Below are 20,559 nucleotides of genomic sequence, written 5' to 3'. Positions count from 1 at the left end.
CCTATATACGGCTCAACCGCCCGTGAGGGCAGACATACGGGCAGGCAGGGGCCGCAACGGACCTCTCTGCCCCATCGCTTGAAGAAGAGGATGAAGCACATGGCCAAAGTGATCGGGATCGACCTTGGGACCACCAATAGCTGCGTTGCCATCATGGATGGCAGCCAGGCCCGCGTTATCGAAAACGCAGAAGGGGCGCGCACCACGCCGTCCATCGTTGCGTTCACGGAAGATGAGCGCCTTGTCGGCCAGCCCGCAAAGCGGCAGGCCGTGACCAACCCCACCAACACCATTTTCGCCGTCAAGCGCCTGATCGGGCGCCGCCTGACCGATGCAGAGGTTGAGAAGGACAAGAACCTTGTGCCCTATGCCATCGTCAATGGCGGCAATGGCGACGCGTGGGTCGAAGCCCGTGGCGAGAAATACAGCCCCAGCCAAGTGTCGGCTTTCATCCTGCAAAAGATGAAGGAAACCGCCGAAAGCTATCTGGGCGAGAAGGTGACGCAAGCCGTCATCACCGTGCCCGCCTATTTCAACGACGCCCAGCGCCAAGCCACCAAGGATGCCGGCAAGATCGCCGGTCTGGAAGTGCTGCGCATCATCAACGAGCCGACGGCGGCCGCGCTGGCCTATGGTCTGGACAAGAAAGACAGCAAGACCATTGCCGTCTATGACTTGGGTGGCGGCACGTTCGACATTACCATTCTGGAAATCGACGACGGCCTGTTCGAAGTGAAATCCACCAACGGGGACACGTTCCTTGGCGGGGAAGATTTCGACATGCGGATCGTCAACTACCTTGCGACCGAGTTCAAGAAAGAGAATGGCGTCGACCTGACCGCTGACAAGATGGCGCTTCAGCGTCTGAAGGAAGCTGCGGAAAAAGCGAAGATCGAGCTGTCCTCGTCGCAGCAGACCGAGATCAATCAGCCCTTCATCAGCATGGACAAGAACACGGGCCAGCCGCTGCACCTGGTCATGAAGCTGACCCGCGCCAAGCTGGAATCGCTGGTGGGCGACCTTATCAAGAACTCGCTCAAGCCTTGCGCCGCCGCGTTGAAGGATGCGGGCCTGTCCAAGGGCGACATTGACGAGGTGATCTTGGTCGGCGGTATGACCCGTATGCCCAAGGTGATCGAGGAAGTGACCAACTTCTTCGGCAAGGAACCGCATAAGGGCGTGAACCCGGATGAAGTGGTGGCCATGGGTGCGGCCATTCAGGCCGGCGTGCTGCAAGGCGACGTGAAAGACGTGGTCCTGCTGGATGTGACGCCGCTTTCCTTGGGGATTGAAACGCTGGGTGGCGTGTTCACCCGCCTGATCGACCGTAACACGACGATCCCGACGAAGAAGTCGCAGGTGTTCAGCACCGCCGAAGACAACCAGAACGCGGTGACGATCCGGGTGTTCCAGGGCGAGCGTGAAATGGCCGCCGACAACAAGATGTTGGGCCAGTTCAACTTGGAAGACATTCCGCCTGCGCCACGCGGGATGCCGCAGATCGAAGTGACGTTTGATATTGACGCGAACGGTATCGTGAACGTGTCCGCCAAGGACAAGGGCACGGGCCGCGAGCAGAAGATCACGATCCAGGCCTCTGGCGGTCTGTCGGATGCCGACATCGAGCAGATGGTGAAGGACGCAGAGGCGAATGCCGAAGCCGACAAGAAGCGGCGCGAGCTGGTCGAAGCCAAGAACCAAGCGGAAAGCCTGATCCACTCGACCGAGAAATCGCTCGAGGAATACAAGGACAAGGTCGACCCGACCACGGTCGAGGCGATCGAACTGGCCATCGTCGCGCTGAAAGACACGCTGGAAGGCGAGGATGCGGGCAAGATCAAGTCCGGCATCCAGAACGTGACCGAAGCGTCGATGAAACTGGGCGAGGCGATCTACAAGGCACAGGCCGAGCAAGCCGAGGGCGCGGATGCGTCCGATGATGACGGCCCGCGGGATGTGGACCAAGACATCGTCGACGCCGATTTCGAAGACCTCGAAGACGGCAAGCGCAAGTAAGCCGCGCCGCCACGTCACCTGGAACCGGCCTGACAAGGCTCAGGCCGGTTCCCTTGTTCGGAGCCTGTTGCCATGGCCAAACCCGATTTCTACGATCTGCTGGGCGTCAGCCGGTCCGCATCGGCCGACGAGATCAAGAAGGCCTATCGCAAGAAGGCCAAGGAACTGCACCCCGACCGCAATTCGGACAACCCCGATGCAGAGGCGCAGTTCAAGGAAGTAAACGAAGCCTATGACGTTCTGAAAGACCCCGAGCGCAAGGCCGCCTATGACCGCTTCGGTCATGCCGCATTCGATGGTGGCATGGGGGGCGGGCCGCGCGGGGGGCCGCAAGGCTTCGGCGGCGGCGGCGATTTCGCCAGCGCCTTCTCGGACGTGTTCGAAGACCTGTTCGGCGATTTCGTCGGTGGGCGCGGTGGCGGTGGCCGCTCGCGCGCCAGCCGTGGGTCGGACCTGCGTTACAACCTGCGCGTCACGCTGGAAGAGGCGTATTCCGGCACCCGCAAGACCATCCGCGTGCCGCGCCTGTCGGAATGCGACGCCTGTAATGGCAGCGGCGCAGAGGGCGGCGCGGAACCCGTGACCTGCCCCACCTGTTCGGGCATGGGCAAGGTGCGCGCGCAGCAGGGTTTCTTCACCGTGGAACGCACCTGCCCCACCTGTGGCGGCGCGGGTCAGATCGTGAAGAACCCGTGCAAATCCTGCGGTGGCGCTGGGCGTAAGGAAAAGGAAGCGAACCTGTCGGTCAACATTCCGGCGGGCGTGGAAACCGGCACCCGCATTCGCCTGTCGGGCGAGGGGGAAGCAGGTCTGCGCGGCGGTCCGGCGGGCGATCTGTATATCTTCGTGAACGTGGCCGAGCACACGCTGTTCAAGCGTGATGGCATGAACCTCTATTGCCGGGTGCCCGTCAGCGTGACCCGCGCCGCTTTGGGCGGAGAGGTCGAGGTGCCCACCATAGACGGCGGGCGCTCGCGCGTGAAAGTGCCGGCGGGTAGCCAGTCGGGCAAGCAAATGCGCTTGCGTGGCAAGGGGATGCCCGCGCTGCGCGGCGCGGGCCATGGCGACATGCTGATAGAGCTGGCGGTGGAAACCCCGGTCAACCTGACCGCACGCCAGAAAGAGCTTCTGGAAGAGTTCGAGAAGCTAAGCGCCGAGAACAATCCCGAAACCAACAGTTTCTTTGACAAGGTCAAAGGGTTCTGGGACGGGATGAAGGGTTAAAGCTGCGCCAACAATTCCGCGTGGCGCGCCAGAAAGCGCGCCCGCGCATTTGCCGGTGGGGTTAGGATCAGCGATAGCCCGTCCAGCAGGCTTGCATCGGGGCGGCCGAAAAAGCGGTCGGCCTCGGTTTCGGAAAACCCGGCAATCTGTGTCGCCTCCAGCCAAGCCGATACCTTGTCGGCGGCCTTGATCCGGCGCTTGACGGCGACGGGCAAGGCGGCAGGCAGCCCGAAACGAATGTGGATGGCAGCGGTCAGCCGCGCATCCAGCGCGCCGTAATCCGGCCCCACCGCCGCTTTCACCGGCGAAATCATGTCCCCGATCACGTATTCCGGCGCATCATGCAGCAGTGCCGCCAATTGCCATTTCGGGTCCGGCGCTTTCAGGCTGCGGGTGAAAATCGCCTCTACCAGCAGGGAATGTTCAGCCACGGAATAGGGCCAGTCGCCCCGCGTCTGCCCGTTCCAGCGCGCGACGAAGGCCAGGCCGTGGGCGATGTCCTCAATCTCTATGTCGACCGGGGTTGGGTCCAGCAGGTCCAGCCTGCGGCCCGACAGCATCCGCTGCCATGCACGGGGAGGAGGGGGCATAGGTCATCCTTTCGCCCGCTTGGATAGCGCAGGCCATTCGGCGCTGGCAAGCCGTGGCGCGCGGGGGCATGATGGTTTGAAACGGGGTTTCAAGGACTGTGACGATGGCACCGAAGCTGGGCTTGGCGTTGGGCACGGGTGGGGCGCGCGGGTGGTGCCATATCGGCGTTTTGCGCGCGTTGGACGAGATGGGGGTCACGCCCGACATCATCGCGGGCAGTTCGATGGGGGCAGTGGTCGGTGCGGCCTATGCCGGCGGCGCGCTGGACGCGCTGGAGGACTGGGCCCGCGCCCTGACCCCGCGCCGCGTGTGGCAGTTGATAGACATGCGTCTGACCGGCGGCGGTTTGGTGGGTGGCACCAGCATTCGGCACATGCTGACAGAGATCGGGTTGGACAAACAGATAGAGGATCTGGGCCTGCCATTTACCGCCGTGGCCGCCGATCTGGCCACGGGCCGCGAGATCTGGCTGCAAAAGGGGCCATTGGTGGCCGCGACCCGCGCCTCTGTCGCCATTCCGGGGGTGCTTAGCCCGGTCTGTATTGACGGGCATTGGCTGATTGATGGCGGCGTGGTCAACCCGGTGCCGGTATCGCCGCTTCTGGCGGCGCGCGCGCGGGTAGTGATCGCCGTGAACCCCAACGCCGCCACCGCAGGGCAGTTCTGGCGACCGGGAGAGGATTGGCCCGGCCTGCCCGACATGTCGGATATTTTCGGGCAGGTGGCGGATAAACTGCCCGACCCGCTGTCGCGTATCTGGCAGGCGGGGCCGGGCGACGATGCGGCCAAATCCCCCAGCCCGCCCAGCTACACCGCCCTGATAAACGCCACGATCGACATGATGAGCGACCAGATCCGCCGCGCGCGGCTGGCGGCGGATGCGCCGCATGTGCTGATTTCGGCGCGCTTGGGCGACATGAACATCATGCAGTTCCACCGCGCGTCAGAGGCCATAGCCGAAGGCTACCGCGTGACCATGGCACAGGCCGACTGGATCGAAACGCTTTTGTCCGGGCAATGAAAAACCCCCGGCGCGGGGCCGGGGGTTTGAAGGTCAGATCAGCACCAGATCAGTTCGGGATTTCCGAGGTGATGCCCTCGACATAGAAATCCATGCCCAGAAGCGTGCCGTCATCGGCAACTTCGCCCTCGGCCAGCCACGGGGTGCCGTCCTGACGGTTGATCGGGCCGGTGAACGGGTGGAAGCTGCCATCTGCGATGGCGGCGATCATGCCCTCTGCCTCGGCGCGGACATCTGCCGGGATCTTGTCGCTGAAGGGCGCAAAACCCACCATGCCATCGGCGATGCCGTGCCAGACATTGCCCTGCTCCCAGGTGCCGTCGATCACGGCGCGGACGCGTTCAATGTAGTAGGGCGCCCAGACATCCATGATGCCGGTCAGATGCGCTTCGGGTGCGAAGGACGACATGTCGGAAGCCTGGCCAAAGCCCATGACGCCCGCATCCTGCGCGACCGTCAGCGGCGCGGTCGAATCGGTATGCTGCATGATGATGTCGGCACCCTGCTCGATCAGGGCTTCGGCGGCGGCGGCTTCTTGTGCCGGATCATACCAGGAATAGACCCAGATGATCGAGAATTCGACATCGGGGTTCACGGCCTTTGCTGCCAGATAGGCAGAGTTGATGCCCATGATAACTTCGGGAATCGGGAAGGACGCGATGTAGCCGACCTTGTTGGTTTCGGTCATCTTGCCCGCGATATGGCCGATCACGGCGCGGCCTTCGTAGAAGCGCGCGTTATACAGGCTGACATTGGGCTGTTCCTGGATGTAGCCGGTCGCGTGCTCGAACTTGATGTCCGGGAAGTTGGCCGCGACATTGTTCATTTCCGGGCCATAGCCAAAGGACGTGGCGAAAATGATGTCCGCGCCGCTCAGCGCCATCTGGGTCATGACGCGCTCGGCATCCGGGCCTTCGGCCACGCTTTCGACAAAGGTGGTTTCCACCGCATCGCCGAACTCTGCCTCGACCGCAAGGCGGCCTTGGTCATGCGTGTAGCTCCAGCCGTGGTCGCCCACCGGGCCGACATAGATGAAGCCGACAGTGGTCTTGTCGTCCTGCGCGAAGGCGGGCGCGGCAAGCGCAAGCCCAAGCGCGGTGGCGGCGCCAAGGATTGATTTGAAGATCATGTTGGGTGTTCTCCCTGTTGTTATGGCAGCGAATTGCCTCAGCCAGAGGCGTGGAAGGGCCGGTTCAGCGAGCCGGGCGCATTGAGCGACCCGCGCGCCTTGCCCGACGAAATGAAGACAAGCACGATGATCGTTATCAGGTAGGGCGACATTGACAAGTATTCGACGGGTATCTTGACGCCTGCCGCTTGCAGATTCAGTTGCAAAACGACGATTCCGCCGAACAGATAGGCACCCGCCAGCGCCCGGAATGGCCGCCAGCTTGCGAACACAACCAGCGCGAGCGCGATCCAGCCCGCGCCCGCGGTCATGCCTTCGGTCCATTGCGGCACGCGAATAAGCGACAGGTAAGCGCCGCCAAGCCCGGCGCAGGCACCGCCGAACACGATGGCCAGCGCGCGCACGCGTTTGACATGGTAGCCAAGCCCATGCGCCGCGTCGTGGTTTTCGCCCACCGCGCGCAGGATCAGCCCCGCGCGGCTGTATTTCAGGAACCACCACACGCCGATAACGATGGCGATGGCCAGATAGACCAGCGCGTCATGGCTGAAGAATGCACGGCCCAGAAAGGGGATGTCGGACAATGGCCCAAGGTCCAGCTTGGGCGTGCGCGGGGGCGAGATGCCGACATAGGCTTGCCCCAGCAGCGCCGACAGGCCCAGACCGAACAGCGTAAGTGCCAAGCCCGACGCGACCTGATTGGCCATCAGCACCTGTGTCAGCAGCGCGAATAGCAGCGCCAGCAGCCCGCCCGCGACGGCCGCGCCTATGAATCCCAAGGTGGGGTTTCCGGTCTGCACCGCGACGATGAAGCCCGCGACCGCGCCGAGGATCATCATGCCCTCGACGCCCAAGTTCAGCACGCCCGCCTTTTCGACGACCAATTCGCCAATGGCGGCCAGCAGGATGGGCGTGGCCGCGACCATCAGGGCGGCGATCAGAACGGCAGGTTGGATAGAGCCCAAGATCATGCGCGCGCTCCTTTCGTGAAGCGTAGGCGGTAATTCGTCTGGAAATCCAGTGCCAGAAGGAAGAACAGCAGCATCCCTTGAAACACCTGAATGGCGGCACCGGGCAGTTGCAACATCATCTGCGACAACTCGCCGCCGATATAGGTCAGGCCCAGCAAAAGCCCCGCCAGAACGATGCCGATGGGGTTCAACCGGCCAAGGAAGGCCACGATGATCGCGGTAAAGCCGTAACCGCTGGCAAAGTCGATGCGGACTTGGCCCGATGGGCCGCTGACCTCGAACATGCCTGCAAGGCCCGCCAACACGCCGGAAATGCCCAGACAGATCACGACCAGCCGTGCAGGAGAGACACCGGCAAACCGCGCCGCGCGCGGGGCTTGGCCGGCCAGTTGCACCTGATAGCCAAGGCTGTGACGGGTCATCATGACATAGGCGAAGATGACCGCGATAATGGCCGCGACCACGCCCCAATGCATCCCCGTGCCCGCGATCAGGTCGGCGTTATGCGCGCTTTCATACCGGCGCAAATCGCGCGAGCCGGGAAAGCCCGCGATGTCCGGGTTGCGCATGGCCCCAAGCGCCATGGCGGCCAGCAAGCGCTCGGCCACGTAGACCAACAGAAGCGAGACGAGGATTTCGTTGGTGTTGAACCGGGTTTTCAGAATGGCCGGAATCATGGCCCACAAGAACCCGCCCAAAGCGCCCGCGATCACCATCAGGGGGAAGATATACCACCCCTCGACCGGATAGAACGCCAGCGCCACGCCCGCGCCGCACAAGGCGCCGATAATATATTGTCCCTCTGCCCCGATATTCCAGATGCCCGCGCGGAACCCGATGGCAAGGCCCACGGCGATCAGGATCAGCGGCGCGGATTTTATCAGCAGTTGCGGGCGCGAGAAGCTGCCGAATTGTTGCGAGAAGATCGGGTCGAAGAAGATCAGCCGAATGGCCGCGATCGGGTCTTTGCCAAGGGCGGCAAACATCAGCCCGCCCGCGATCATGGTCAGCAGCACCGCCAGAAACGGGTTCAGGTATTGCGCGCGTTTCGACGGTGCGAGGCGTTTTTCCAGCCGGATCATTGCGCCGTTCCTTCTGCCGCGTGCATTCCATGCGCGCCGCCCATCATCAGGCCGATTTCATCCACCGTCAGCCCCTTGGCGGGGCGCGGCGGGGTCAGACGGCCTTCGTTGAGGGCTGCGAAACTGTCGGCCACTTCCAGCAATTCGTCCAGGTCTTGCGAAATGACCACAACGCCCGCGCCTTGGCCCGCAAGGTCCAGAAGCGCCTGTCGGATGGTGGCGGCGGCGGATGCGTCGACGCCCCAAGTGGGCTGGTTCACGATGATGACGGCGGGGTTCTGTTCAATCTCGCGCCCGATCACGAATTTCTGCAAGTTGCCGCCAGAGAGCGCGCGCGCCACGACATGCGGTCCCGGTGTGCGCACGTCGAACCGCGCGATCACGGATTCCGCGAAAGCGCGGGTCTTGGCCCAGTCGATGAAGCCGTTCTTGGCCAGCCCCTTGCGATGCGCGCCCGACAGGTAGGCGTTTTCCGTCAGGCTCATATCCGGGGCGGCGGCATGGCCCAGCCGTTCTTCGGGCGCGGCGACTAGACCCAACTCGCGCCGCCCGTTCGGTCCTAGGTGCCCCACGGGCTGGCCCAGTAGGCGCACACGGTCGGACGGGCTGGCAAGCTCTCCTGACAGGACCAGAAGCAACTCGTCCTGACCGTTGCCTGCGACACCGGCAATGCCCAGCACCTCGCCCGCGCGCAGGGCGAAATTGATGTCTTTCAACGATGTGCCGAACGGGTTGTTCGATGCCAGCGACAGCCCGTCCACCTGCAAAACCACGTCGCCAAAGGGCCGTTCGGGGCGTTCGGGCGGGGTCAGAAGCTGGCCGACCATCAACTCTGCCAGCTCGCGCGCCGATTTCTCGCGCGGGTCGCAGGTCGCGACCTTTTTGCCGCCGCGCAGGATGGTCGCTTCCGAGCACAGGCTGCGGATTTCTTCCAGCTTGTGGCTGATATACAGGATCGCCGTGCCTTCGTCCGACAGTTTGCGCAGGGTGCGAAACAGGATGTCCACCTCTTGGGGCGTCAGAACGCTGGTGGGTTCGTCCATTATCAAAAGCTTCGGGTCTTGCAGCAGGCAACGAATGATCTCGACCCGCTGACGTTCGCCCGCCGACAATTCGCCCACCAAGCGCGCGGGGTCCAGCGGCAGGCCGTAGGCTTCGGACACGTCGCGGATACGGGTGGCCAGATCGCGCAGGGGCGGCGGGTTTTCCATACCAAGCGCCACGTTCTCGGCCACGTCCAGCGCATCGAACAGGCTGAAATGCTGGAACACCATCGCAATGCCGCTTTTGCGCGCATCGGATGGCTGTCCGGGTGCATAGGCCTGCCCGCGCAGCCGCATCTCGCCCTTGTCGGGTTTGACCAGCCCGTAGATCATTTTCACCAGCGTCGATTTGCCCGCACCATTCTCGCCCAGCAGCGCATGAATCTGGCCGGGGCCGATGTCGAAGGACACGTCATCATTGGCCACCACGCCCGGATAGGCCTTGGTTAGGCCGGAAAGCTGCAAAAGGGGCGCATGGGCTGTCATGGGATGGGCCTGTCTGTTCGAACCGCCCCACAAGAAACCGTGACATGGCGGCAGAGGCAAGCGAAAGCTGCACGGAACTGCGCTGCGCCGGAAAACTGCCTGCGCGATGGCCATTCCATCTTTCCCGCCGGAATCGGCTGCACTACACTCGGGCCATGACCAACGCCCCCCGTTTCATCCATCTGCGCACCCATACCGAATATTCACTTCTGGAAGGGGCGGTGCCCCTGAAGAAGCTGGTGAAAACCTGCGCCGAAAAGGGCTATCCGGCGATTGCTGTCACAGATACCGACAACATGTTCGCGGCGCTGGAATTCTCGGTTCTGGCGTCGGGGCTTGGGGTGCAGCCGATTCTGGGCTGTCAGGTGTCGCTGGCCTATGACCCGCCCGCGCCCGGCGAAAAGCTGCGGATGCCTGCGCCCGTGGTGCTTCTGGCGCAGTCGGAAGCGGGCTATATGAACCTGATGGCGCTGAATTCGTGCCTGTATCTGCCCAAGGATCGCCCCGTTCCGCAGGTCACGCTGGAAGAGCTGGAGGCGCATTCGGACGGTGTAATTTGCCTGACCGGCGGGGCTGAAGGCGCGGTGGGCAAGCTGATCCAGACGAACCAGATGCCCAAAGCCCGCGCGCTGCTGGAACGGCTGGCGCGCGCGTTCCCGGACCGCCTGTATGTCGAATTGCAGCGCCACCCCGGCGATGACGGCCAGATGATGGAGGCAGAGCGCATAACAGAGCGCCCCTTCGTCGAGATGGCCTATGCGCTGGGTCTGCCGCTGGTTGCCACCAATGACGTCTATTTCCCCAAGGCCGACATGTATGAGGCCCATGATGCGCTTTTGTGCATCAAGGAGGGTGCCTATGTGGACCAATCCGCGCCACGCCGCCGCCTGACGCCGCAACATTACCTGAAGTCGCCAGAGGAGATGGCGGCGCTGTTCGCCGACCTGCCCGAAGCGATCGAGAACACGGTCGAGATTGCGCGCCGCTGCGCCTACAAGGCCGAAAAACGCGCGCCCATCCTGCCCCGCTTCGCCGAGGACGAGGTCGAGGAACTGCGCCGTCAGGCCCGCGAGGGGCTGAAAGCGCGTCTGGCCGTCATCCCCCATGCCGCCCCGGTCGAGGAGTATGAAAAACGGCTGGAATTCGAGCTGGGCATCATCGAGGGCATGGGCTTTCCCGGCTATTTCCTGATCGTGGCCGATTTCATCAAATGGGCGAAGGAACAGGATATTCCGGTAGGGCCGGGCCGGGGGTCGGGCGCGGGCAGCCTTGTGGCCTATGCGCTGACGATCACCGACCTTGACCCGCTGCGCTATGCGCTGTTGTTCGAGCGGTTCCTGAACCCCGAACGTGTGTCGATGCCGGATTTCGACATCGACTTCTGCATGGACCGCCGCGAAGAGGTGATCCGCTACACGCAGGAAAAATACGGCCATGACAAGGTCGGCCAGATAATCACTTTCGGCGCCTTGTTGTCCAAGGCCGCCGTGCGCGATGTGGGGCGTGTGTTGCAACTGCCGTTCGGGCAGGTCGACAAACTGTCCAAAATGATCCCGGTCGAAGGGGTCAAACCCGTCAGCATTGAAAAGGCGCTGGCCGACGAGCCGCGCCTGCGCGAGATGGCGAAGTCGGAAGAGGTGGTCGACCGCCTGCTGACCCATGCGCAAAAAGTCGAAGGGTTGTTGCGCAATGCGTCCACCCACGCGGCAGGGGTCGTGATCGGGGATCGCCCGCTGGACCAGTTGGTGCCGCTGTATCGCGACCCGCGGTCGGACATGCCCGCAACGCAGTTCAACATGAAATGGGTCGAACAGGCCGGGCTGGTGAAGTTCGACTTTCTGGGCCTGAAGACGCTGACGGTTATCCAGAACGCGGTCGAGTTGCTGAAACGGCGAGGCGTGGACATAGACATCTCTGCCATCCCGCTGGATGACAAGAAAACCTACGACCTATACGCCAGCGCCCGCACCGTGGCCGTGTTCCAGGTGGAAAGTTCCGGCATGATGGATGCGCTGCGGCGCATGAAACCCACCTGCATCGAAGATATCGTGGCGCTGGTCGCGCTCTATCGTCCCGGCCCGATGGAGAATATCCCGACCTATTGCGAGGTGAAGAACGGCCAAAAGGCGCTCGAATCCATTCACCCCTCGATCGACCATATCTTGGAAGAAACCCAAGGCATCATCGTTTACCAGGAACAGGTGATGCAGATCGCGCAGGTCATGGCGGGCTATTCGCTCGGCGGGGCGGACCTGCTGCGCCGCGCGATGGGCAAAAAGATCGCTGAGGAGATGGCGAAAGAGCGCCCCAAATTCGTGAAGGGTGCGATTGAAAACGGCGTGGATGAGAAGAAAGCGGGCGAGGTGTTCGACCTGCTGGAGAAATTCGCCAATTACGGTTTCAACAAATCCCACGCCGCCGCCTATGCCGTGGTTAGCTACCAGACCGCCTATCTGAAGGCGAATTACCCGGTCGAATTCATGGCCGGCGTGATGAACTGCGATATTCACCTGACCGAGAAATTGGCGGTCTATAAGCGCGAGGTGGACCGGCTGAACATTGCCGTGATCCCGCCCTGCGTGAACCGCTCGCGCGCGCGGTTCGACGTGGCCGATGGCGCGCTCGTCTATGCGCTGGGCGCGTTGAAGAACGTGGGCGTCGATGCGATGCGGCTGCTGGTCGATGGGCGCGGCGACAAACCCTTTGCCACGCTTTTCGACATGGCCCGCCGTGTGGATCTGAAGCGCGTGAGCAAGCGCGCGCTGGAAATGCTGGCGCGGGCGGGCGCGTTCGACCAGTTGGACCGCAATCGCCGCCGCGTGTTCGAAAGCCTCGATGCGCTTGTTACCTATTCGGCCGCCGTGTTTGAGGCGCGCGCGTCCAACCAGGTGTCGCTCTTTGGCGAGGCGGGCAGCGACATTCCCGAACCCCGCATGGCGAAGGTGGACGACTGGTTGCCGACCGAACGGCTGGCCGCGGAACATCAGGCCATCGGCTTTTACCTGTCGGGCCACCCGCTGGATGATTACGCGGGCGCGTTGAAGCGCAAGCAGGTCATGACACTGGCAGAGATCGAGAAGAAAGCCGCATCCGGCCCCTTCATGGCCAAGATCGCGGGCGCGGTGTCTGCGCGGCAAGAACGCAAATCGGCGAAGGGCAATCGTTTTGCGTTCGTGCAATTGTCCGATTCGACGGGCCTCTATGAAGTGACTGTGTTTTCCGAGGCGCTGGAAGCAGGCCGCCAATATCTGGAACCGGGCATGAACGTGGTCATCACCGCAGAGGCCACGATGGAAGCCGACACGCTGAAATTGCTCGCGCGCGCCATTCAGCCGATTGATGCGGTGGTGGCGGATGCGGGCGCGGCGGGCTTGCGGGTGCATGTGGCCGACCCGTCCGCCATCTCTGCGGTGGCGAGCCTGCTGGACCGCTACGGCAAGGGGCAGGCGCGCGGGCCTTTGTGGTTTTGCGTGACCGATCCCGAGCGCGGGCAGGAATATGACATCGACACCGGCCAGCTATACGCCATCACCCCGCAAGTGAAGGGCGCGGTCAAATCGCTCGATGGCGTGGTGCTGGTGGAAGAACTATAGCACCGGCACGCCCGCTGAACATGCTCCGTGGCCCGAATCGGTGTCGGGTCTGTTGTTGTTACCTTAGCGAAATCGATTCGGTATCGGGGTCGGCGGGTTTCCAGGTGCCGAACTGCACCGTTCGGTTGTTTCCAAATTGCCTCAAAGACTGGGCAAAGACTGGAAAACTGTTTCGCTGACGGCGATAACGCTTTGAAAAATTGTCAAAAACATGGCCGCGATAGCCGCGCGACGGCCGGGATCGCCACATTTTGCTCTTAAGGATTTCTTAATGCCGCGCAGAACTCGGCATCCATAGGAATTTGGAGAGATAACATGGCAAGATTTTTTGGCGGATGGGCCTCTTGGGCCAAGAACAAGCACGATGACGGCGGTCGCGGGTCTCGCGGGTCCAAAGGTTCCAAAGGGTCTGGTTCGCGCGGGTCGCGTGGCAGCAAAGGGTCCGGTTCCTGCGGCAGCAAGGGTTCTCGGGGTGGTCGCGGGTCTTGGGGCCACAAGGGTTCCGGGTCGCGTGGCAGCCGTGGCTCGAAAGGCAGCAAGGGATCGCGGGGGAGCAAGGGATCGCGCGGTAGCCGTGGCTCGCGCGGGTCGCGTGGCAGCAAGGGGTCACGTGGTAGCCGTGGGTCGCGCGGTTCGCGTGGAAGAAAAGGCTCGCGCGGTAGTCGTGGCAGCCGTGGGTCGCATGGTCGCGGTTCGCGCGGTAGCTGCGGGTCGGGTGGCACGGGCAAAGGCCCGAACGAGAATGCCAGCGACGTTGCCAAGATGAAATTCTTCTACAGCACCGTCAATGACGACGGCTCGACCAGCGAATTGTCGCCCGAAGGCTGGGCGCAGGTGGTCGAGGTCGAACTGCCCGAAGGCACCACTTTCGCGGAGCTGCCGCTGGAAGAGGCCGAAGAGCAGGTCTTGGCCGATCTGGAAGAAAAAGGTGTCGAAGTCGGCGAAATCTATCAGGTCACGCTGGTGGGCACCGATGCCGATGGCAACGAGGCCTATTACGACTACACCCTGGTCGAAGACGAGGACGGCAACCTCTCGTTGGAGCCGATGAGCGAAGATGACGACATCCTTGCGCAGTTCAGCACCGGCAACGCGGATGAGGCCGATTGCGACGACGACTATGAAGAGGAAGAAGACGACAGCCATAACTGGTGCTGATCGCCTTGAGCTGACTGAAAACCGCCCGGTGCCCTGCATCGGGCGGTTTTTCCATGCGCCACGCGCCCGACCGAATTCTGCCATTTTTGCGTGGTTTGTTGACCCGATAGGCGCAATAGAGGTGCATTATGGATATTGAAGCGACCATTGCCGAGATGGACATGGACAAGGAGGACGCGGATCGCTTTCGCCGTGTCCATGCCGCTGCGCAAACCCTGTTCGGCGACCGGCTGACCCGTATCAGCACCCCCGGCGGCAGCTACCGCGCCAGTTACCGCGTGCATCTGGGCGACGTGACTGCCATTGCATCCTGCCGCGACAATTTCCGCCGCACCCGCGTCGAAGCCTTTGCCCTGCGCAAGCTGGGGGCTGTGTGCGATGCGATGCCGCGCTGTCTGGGCCTGACCGACGATGTGCTGTTCCAAAGCGACGCGGGCCAGCGCCGCCTGAATGTCGCGATGTTCGAAGAGGGCGACGCCGCCCGCCAACAGATCGCCGCGAAATCGGTCGAGGCTTTGTTTTCCATTCACCGTGCCGCCCGCGCGGAAGAGATGCACAAATACATGCCGCCGCTCGGGTCCACCAAGGCGTGGGTCACGCGGGTGGTGAACGCGGTGCGCAAGCTGGAAAAGCAAGGCGCGAAGATTGGCAAAGGCTTCAACCGATTCGCCGTGTTCGAGGCGTTGAGCGTTGCCCCGCGCCAATTCGTGAAATGGGATTGCCGGTCGGGCAATGCCGCGCTGGATGATTCGGGCAAACTGCGCTGGTTCGATTTCGAATATTGCGGGTTGCGGCATGGGGCAGAAGATTTCGCCTGGCTGATCGCCGATGAAAGCTGGCCCTTGGATGCGCAGACCATGTTCGACATGGTGCGCGACGCTTATGACCCCGACACCCCCGGCACGCGCGACGCGTGGCTGGACTACCTGTCGCTTTACACCGTGTTCCATGCCTTGCAGCGCTTGCAGCTCATGCAATCCGAAGTGGCCCGGCGGGGGTGGAAGTCTAAGCGCAAGGTCGTGGCGCGTGACGATGTGGGCCTGCATCCCGATTTCGCGCTGCAATTGTGCAACGTGGCCATGTTCTTTGCCGATCGCAGCCGCCTGACCGCGCCGCTTGTGCCCATGTTCGACGAAGTGGCGCGCGAGCTTGCCTCTGTGGCCGATGCCGCCTGACCTGACCGAAAAGAGTGCCCCATGACCAGTTTGCAGATGACCCGCCCCGCGCCAAACATTGCCTGGACCGACACCTACCATAATGGCGGTGTCGAAGGGCGCCCGCTGGCAGAATGGTATAATTCCGAATTCGCCGCCCATTTCGACGCGATGGATTTCACCGCCGATCTGCCGGACCCTGCCCCTCAGCCAGAGGCACCGGAACAGGCGGCGCGTGTCGCGCCAGCGGTCGATATTTGCGCGCGCTGCCAGCTTTGCGCCAATGGATCGCTCTTCCCCGAAGGTTCTGGCCCCGCGCCTGTGCCCGGCAAGACCTATAGCTGCACGCTGTTGCGCTGGACCCGCGAGGGCGTGGTCGATACCGCTTTCGCCGCGCAGGTCGTGGAGGATGCGCTTCGGCTACAGGATCGCGCGATTGACGGTTTCGTCGCCGCGATGCCAGAGCATTTCGGCGCGCTGCGCCCCGCCACCGCGCTGGACGCGGAAGAGCACTATGTGCAGGGCCGCGCGCTCGGGGTCGAGATCGTGAAACCCGTGCGCGATGTGGCGTGGTTCCATTTCGACAGTTTCCGCAACTTCATACGGCAGAATTTCGAAAGCGGTTTCTTGCGCGATTAGGGCGCGGCGCTGTCAGGGCTGGACAAGCGCCGTCGCGGGCCACACAACGGGGCAAGCGACAAAGGACCAGACCCATGAGCACTGCACGGATTGTCACGGTTGGCGATATTGAGATCGGGGCCAAACACCCTTTTGCCCTGATTACCGGGCCATGCCAATTGGAAAGCCTGGACCACGCTCGAATGATGGCAGACCGGATCGCGGCGGCCTGTGCGCCCACCGGCACGCGCTTCATCTTCAAGGCCAGCTACGACAAGGCGAACCGCTCGTCCATCACCACCCAGCGCGGGTTGGGGATGGAAGAGGGGCTGTCGATCCTCTCGAAAATCCGCGACGAATTCGGCTGCCCGGTGCTGACAGACGTGCATGATGCGCGCCAATGCGCACCCGCGGCCGAAGCCTGCGACGTGTTGCAGATTCCGGCCTTTCTATGCCGCCAGACCGACCTTTTGCTGGCGGCAGGCGAAACGGGCGCGGCGATCAACGTCAAGAAAGGCCAGTTCCTGGCACCATGGGACATGGGCAACGTCGCCGAGAAAATCGCGTCCACCGGCAACCATCGGATCATGCTCTGCGACCGGGGCACGTCCTTTGGCTACAACACGCTGGTCAGCGATTTTCGCGGCCTGCCGATCATGGCGCAGACCGGCTATCCGGTGGTGTTCGACGCCACGCATTCGGTGCAGCAACCGGGCGGGCAGGGCACCACATCGGGCGGGCAACGCGAATTCGCGCCGGTTCTGGCGCGCGCGGCCTGTGCTGTGGGCGTATCGGCCTTGTTCATTGAAACGCACGAAGCTCCCGACACCGCGCCGTCTGACGGCCCGAACATGATCCCGGTGGACCAGATGGAAGGGCTGATCGCCCAACTGCGCGCTTTCGATGCGTTGGCCAAGGGTCTGGCGGCATGAGCAAGATCGCGATCATCATCCCGGCGCGCTATGCCTCTACCCGGTTTCCGGCCAAGCCGCTGGCGCCCTTGCGCGGTGCCTCCGGGCAGGTGAAAACGCTGCTGGAACGCTCGGTCGAAGCGGGCCGCGCTGCTGTGCGCGATATGGGCGTGCAGGCCGCGCTGTATGTGGCGACCGATGACAGCCGCATCGCGACAGAGGCCGCGCGCATCGGGGCCGAGGTCATCATGACCTCTGAGAGCTGCCGCAATGGCACCGAGCGCGTGGCCGAAGCGGTGCAGAACGCGGGGCTGGATGCCGAGATCATCGTCAACCTGCAAGGCGACGCACCGCTGACACCGCCGCATTTCGTGACCGCCCTTGTGCAAGCCATGCGCGATGATCCCGATTGCGGCATCGCCACACCCATCCTGCGCTGCGACACGGACGCCGTGCAGAACTTCATCGCCGACCGCGCGGCTGGGCGCGTGGGGGCCACCACCGTGGTGGCGAACCGGCTGGGCCATGCGCTGTATTTCTCGAAAGAGGTGATCCCCTTCACCAATGGCCGTGGCGTGGTCGATGGCGTGGTGCCGGTGTTTCACCATGTGGGCCTATATGCCTACCGCCGTGCCGCGCTCTATGCCTATATGGGCTGGGACGTGGGGCCGCTGGAAGCGTTGGAAGGGCTGGAACAGTTGCGCTTTCTGGAAAACGGCCACCCGGTGCGCGTGGTAGAGGTGTCGGCCCCCGGCGCGGTGTTCTGGGAGTTGAATAACCCGTCCGATACCCCTCTGATCGAGGGCTATCTAGCTAAAATGGGCTGGGACTAAGCCGTACTTGACGGCCTGAAATAAAGGCGCATTTCCCCTTGTCTATGCGGGCGGCCAGATTGCGGGTAGCGGTCGGGCCGCTCTTTGGGTTACTGTAAGCTTGACGTTACACGCCGACCGAACGGGATGAACAGGGTTTTGGCAACAAACCGGGACAGGCCGCCAGTCGGTTTCAACGTATGGCGCAGCGCAGGCATAGCGTGGCAGATCGCGCAGGCGCTTGTTGTCTTTGCGGCGCTGGGCTGGCTGGTCTGGCGCGGGATCGACGCGATGGATTACCGCTGGCAATGGTTCCGGGTCGAGCCGTTCTTCTATCGTGAAATCGACGGCGAAATCATCTGGGGCCCGCTGGTGCGCGGGCTGATCCTGACCATCCAGATCTCGGCAATCGCGGGTGCCTTGGCCATAGTGATCGGGTTTCTGACGGCCTTGGCGCGGCTGTCGGGGTCGTTTGCCGGGCGCGTTCTGGCCAAGGCCTACCTTGAAGCCATCCGCAACACCCCCCTGCTGGTGCAGTTGTTCCTTGTGTATTTCGTGCTGGCCCCGATCATCGGGATCGAGCGCTTCTGGGCGGGGGTGCTGTGTCTTGCGCTTTACGAGGGGTCTTTCGCCGCAGAAATCATTCGCGGGGGCTTGCGCGGCATAGACCGGGGCCAATACGAGGCCGCCGATGCCGTGGGGCTGACCGCTTGGGACAAATACCGCTACATCATCGTGCCACAGTCCATGCCGCTGATCCTGCCGCCGCTGACGGGCCTGCTGATTTCCACGATCAAGCATTCGGCCATCGTCAGTGTCATCGCGCTGGTGGAACTGACCACGCAGGGGCTGAACCTTGTGTCCAACACCTTCATGGCCTTCGAGGTCTGGTTCATCGTCGCGGGCATTTATTTGGCCCTGACGGTCAGCCTGTCTTTCGCTGTTTCCCTGCTTGAGCACTACCTGAGCAAACCCAAACGTTAACCAACCAGAGAGTGATGTTATGACCTTTCCATCCCTGAAAACCATGACCATTGCCGCCACCATGGCGCTGGGGGCTGTCCTGTCCTCGGCCGCGCAAGCCCAAGAAAGCGTTCTGGACACGATCCAAGAGCGCGGCACGCTGGTTGTCGGCATGTCCACCTTCGTGCCTTGGGCCATGCGCAGCACCGAAGGCGAGCTGATCGGCTTCGAGATCGACGTGGCCACCAAACTGGCCGAAGACATGGGCGTCGATATCGAATTCGTGCCGACCCAATGGTCGGGCATCATCCCCGCGCTGCTGGCGGGCAAGTTCGATGTCATCATCGGCGGCATGTCGATCACGCCGCAGCGCAACCTGACCGTGAACTTCACCGCGCCCTATGCCAATTCCGGCAACCAACTGGCCGCTAATCTGGAACTGACCGCCGATTTCGACGAGATGTCGGATTTCGACGACGCGTCGGTCAATCTTGTCTGCCGCCGTGGCGTGGTAGGCTGTGACGTGCTGGCCGCGAATTTCCCGCGTGCCAATATCCTGCAATTCGACGACAATGCCCAAGCCCTGCAAGAGGTGCTGAACGGCAACGCGCACGCCATCGTGGCCAGCGCGCCCGAACCCGCCTTCTGGGTCGAAGCGAACCCCGACACGATCGAACTGGCCTTTGACGGGGCCTTCCTGTCGCGCGGCAACGAGGCCTTTGCGCTGCGCAAGGGCGACCCGGATGCGCTGAACTTTTTCTCGAACTGGATCCTGGTGAACCAGTCGAATGGCTGGCTGGAAGAGCGCCATGACTACTGGTTCTCTGGCCAGCAGGCATGGATCGACAGCGTCGCGACCGAATAAGCCCGAGTTTTGACCCGCCGCGCCCCACCGCCGCCCGCGCCCCGCCGTCGCCTGACGGTGCTCGACATGGCCCTGTTCGGCCTTGTCGCGGTGGCGGTTGCGTTCGTGGCGTGGCGGGTCAATTCCGTGCTGGTCTATGACTGGGACTGGTCGCGTGTCTTGGGTTTTGTGGCCCGGTTTGACGCGGAAACCGGCGCATGGGTCAGCAACCTGTTGCTGCAAGGCTTGTTCACCACCATCCGGCTGGCCTTCTGGGGCACGATTCTGGCGGCGATCATCGGGCTGATCGTGGGCTATTGGCGCACCTGCGACACGCTGGCGCTGCGCATCATCAGCCGCACCTATGTGGAACTGATCCGCAATATCCCGCCCTTGGTGTTCATTTTCATCTTCTATTTCTTCATCTCCAGCCAGCTTTTCCCGGCGCTGGGTCTGGACAGTATCGACCGCGATAGCCCTTGGGTGGATAACGCGCTGTTCCGCATGGCCTTTGGTGAACCGGCGCTGTTTACCAATTTCCTGTCGGGCCTGATCTGCCTTGCCCTGTTCGAGGCGGCCTATATCACAGAGATCGTTCGCGCGGGCATCCAGTCCATCGACCGTGGCCAGTGGGAAGCCGGGCGCGCGATTGGCCTGTCGCGGTTCAATCTGCTGCGCGACATCATTTTCCCGCAAGCCATTCGCAAGATCCTGCCGCCGCTTGCAGGGCAGTTCATCACGCTCATCAAGGACAGCGCGATCATCTCGCTGATTTCGGTGCAGGAACTGACCTTCCTTGCCTCCGAGGTCGCGGCCACCACCAGCCGCGTGTTCGAGACGTGGATCTTGGTCGCCGCGATGTATTTCGCGCTGTGCTATCTGTTCGCCCATGTTTTTGCCCGGCTGGAACGCCGCGCAAGCCGCAGCCGCCGCTAGGAGCTTT

At 62.7% G+C, this 20,559-nt stretch carries 17 protein-coding genes; 12 read left to right on the top strand and 5 right to left on the bottom strand.

The annotated features are described in order from the left end of the window. The first annotated feature begins 99 nt into the window (after positions 1–99). Together dnaK and dnaJ are read left to right on the top strand one after the other, a co-directional pair. Complete coding sequence (dnaK, locus tag J1C52_RS04380) at positions 100–2,016, top strand: molecular chaperone DnaK (protein ID WP_227426712.1); 1,917 nt, start codon at positions 100–102, stop codon at positions 2,014–2,016. 72 nt (positions 2,017–2,088) lie between these two features. Continuing rightward, positions 2,089–3,240: a molecular chaperone DnaJ gene (dnaJ, locus tag J1C52_RS04375; RefSeq protein ID WP_227426711.1), complete on the top strand. Its 1,152-nt coding sequence runs from the start codon at positions 2,089–2,091 to the stop codon at positions 3,238–3,240. Here the strand turns inward: dnaJ and J1C52_RS04370 are convergent. Next, entirely contained in the window at positions 3,237–3,830 is a 594-nt protein-coding gene (locus J1C52_RS04370) for an HD family hydrolase (protein WP_227426710.1), read from the bottom strand. The genes dnaJ and J1C52_RS04370 overlap by 4 nt on opposite strands. Before the next feature lie 104 nt (positions 3,831–3,934). Here J1C52_RS04370 and J1C52_RS04365 point away from each other — a divergent pair, with 104 nt between their 5' ends. Beyond that, complete coding sequence (locus tag J1C52_RS04365) at positions 3,935–4,852, top strand: patatin-like phospholipase family protein (protein ID WP_227426709.1); 918 nt, start codon at positions 3,935–3,937, stop codon at positions 4,850–4,852. Between the two features lie 49 nt (positions 4,853–4,901). On the opposite strand, the gene J1C52_RS04360 is transcribed toward J1C52_RS04365, so the two are convergent. The 4 genes from J1C52_RS04360 to J1C52_RS04345 are packed head-to-tail and all read right to left on the bottom strand — an operon-like array spanning position 4,902 to position 9,563. Beyond that, entirely contained in the window at positions 4,902–5,981 is a 1,080-nt protein-coding gene (locus J1C52_RS04360) for a BMP family ABC transporter substrate-binding protein (protein WP_227426708.1), read from the bottom strand. Between the two features lie 38 nt (positions 5,982–6,019). Further along, complete coding sequence (locus J1C52_RS04355; protein ID WP_227426707.1) at positions 6,020–6,952, bottom strand: ABC transporter permease; 933 nt, start codon at positions 6,950–6,952, stop codon at positions 6,020–6,022. Beyond that, entirely contained in the window at positions 6,949–8,034 is a 1,086-nt protein-coding gene (locus J1C52_RS04350; protein ID WP_227426706.1) for an ABC transporter permease, read from the bottom strand. Before J1C52_RS04350 ends, J1C52_RS04355 begins: the two co-directional genes overlap by 4 nt. Beyond that, the gene (locus tag J1C52_RS04345) at positions 8,031–9,563 is read right to left on the bottom strand and encodes an ABC transporter ATP-binding protein (protein ID WP_227426705.1); all 1,533 of its coding nucleotides are present in this window, start codon (positions 9,561–9,563) and stop codon (positions 8,031–8,033) included. Before J1C52_RS04345 ends, J1C52_RS04350 begins: the two co-directional genes overlap by 4 nt. 155 nt (positions 9,564–9,718) lie before the next feature. On the opposite strand from J1C52_RS04345, the gene dnaE reads away from it, so the two are divergent. The 9 genes from dnaE (at position 9,719) to J1C52_RS04300 (ending at position 20,552) form a co-directional block, all read left to right on the top strand. Beyond that, positions 9,719–13,156, top strand: coding sequence for a DNA polymerase III subunit alpha (dnaE, locus tag J1C52_RS04340; protein WP_227426704.1), 3,438 nt, complete (start codon positions 9,719–9,721; stop codon positions 13,154–13,156). A gap of 762 nt (positions 13,157–13,918) precedes the next feature. Beyond that, on the top strand, positions 13,919–14,314 hold the full coding sequence (locus J1C52_RS04335) for a hypothetical protein (RefSeq protein ID WP_227426703.1): 396 nt from the start codon (positions 13,919–13,921) through the stop codon (positions 14,312–14,314). A 128-nt stretch (positions 14,315–14,442) separates the two neighbouring features. Further along, on the top strand, positions 14,443–15,489 hold the full coding sequence (locus tag J1C52_RS04330; protein WP_227426702.1) for a hypothetical protein: 1,047 nt from the start codon (positions 14,443–14,445) through the stop codon (positions 15,487–15,489). 21 nt (positions 15,490–15,510) lie between these two features. Further along, positions 15,511–16,107, top strand: a complete 597-nt coding sequence (locus J1C52_RS04325; RefSeq protein WP_227426701.1) for a hypothetical protein — start codon at positions 15,511–15,513, stop codon at positions 16,105–16,107. 74 nt (positions 16,108–16,181) lie between these two features. Next, complete coding sequence (gene kdsA / locus J1C52_RS04320; RefSeq protein WP_227426700.1) at positions 16,182–17,018, top strand: 3-deoxy-8-phosphooctulonate synthase; 837 nt, start codon at positions 16,182–16,184, stop codon at positions 17,016–17,018. Beyond that, the gene (locus J1C52_RS04315) at positions 17,015–17,830 is read left to right on the top strand and encodes a 3-deoxy-manno-octulosonate cytidylyltransferase (RefSeq protein WP_227426699.1); all 816 of its coding nucleotides are present in this window, start codon (positions 17,015–17,017) and stop codon (positions 17,828–17,830) included. The genes kdsA and J1C52_RS04315 overlap by 4 nt, the downstream gene beginning before the upstream one ends. Positions 17,831–17,956: 126 nt before the next feature. Further along, positions 17,957–18,793: an amino acid ABC transporter permease gene (locus J1C52_RS04310; protein WP_227426698.1), complete on the top strand. Its 837-nt coding sequence runs from the start codon at positions 17,957–17,959 to the stop codon at positions 18,791–18,793. A gap of 19 nt (positions 18,794–18,812) precedes the next feature. Then, positions 18,813–19,637 carry a transporter substrate-binding domain-containing protein gene (locus J1C52_RS04305; RefSeq protein ID WP_227426697.1) on the top strand — a complete coding sequence of 275 codons (825 nt, stop codon included), beginning with the start codon at positions 18,813–18,815 and terminating at the stop codon, positions 19,635–19,637. A 66-nt stretch (positions 19,638–19,703) separates the two neighbouring features. After that, on the top strand, positions 19,704–20,552 hold the full coding sequence (locus J1C52_RS04300; RefSeq protein ID WP_227426696.1) for an amino acid ABC transporter permease: 849 nt from the start codon (positions 19,704–19,706) through the stop codon (positions 20,550–20,552). The last annotated feature ends 7 nt before the right edge of the window (positions 20,553–20,559 follow it).

This window comes from Roseibaca sp. Y0-43, assembly GCF_020667835.1.
Lineage (GTDB): Bacteria > Pseudomonadota > Alphaproteobacteria > Rhodobacterales > Rhodobacteraceae > Roseinatronobacter.
Note: the sequence above shows the minus strand (reverse complement) of the source record. Positions and strands in the feature narration are given on the sequence as shown.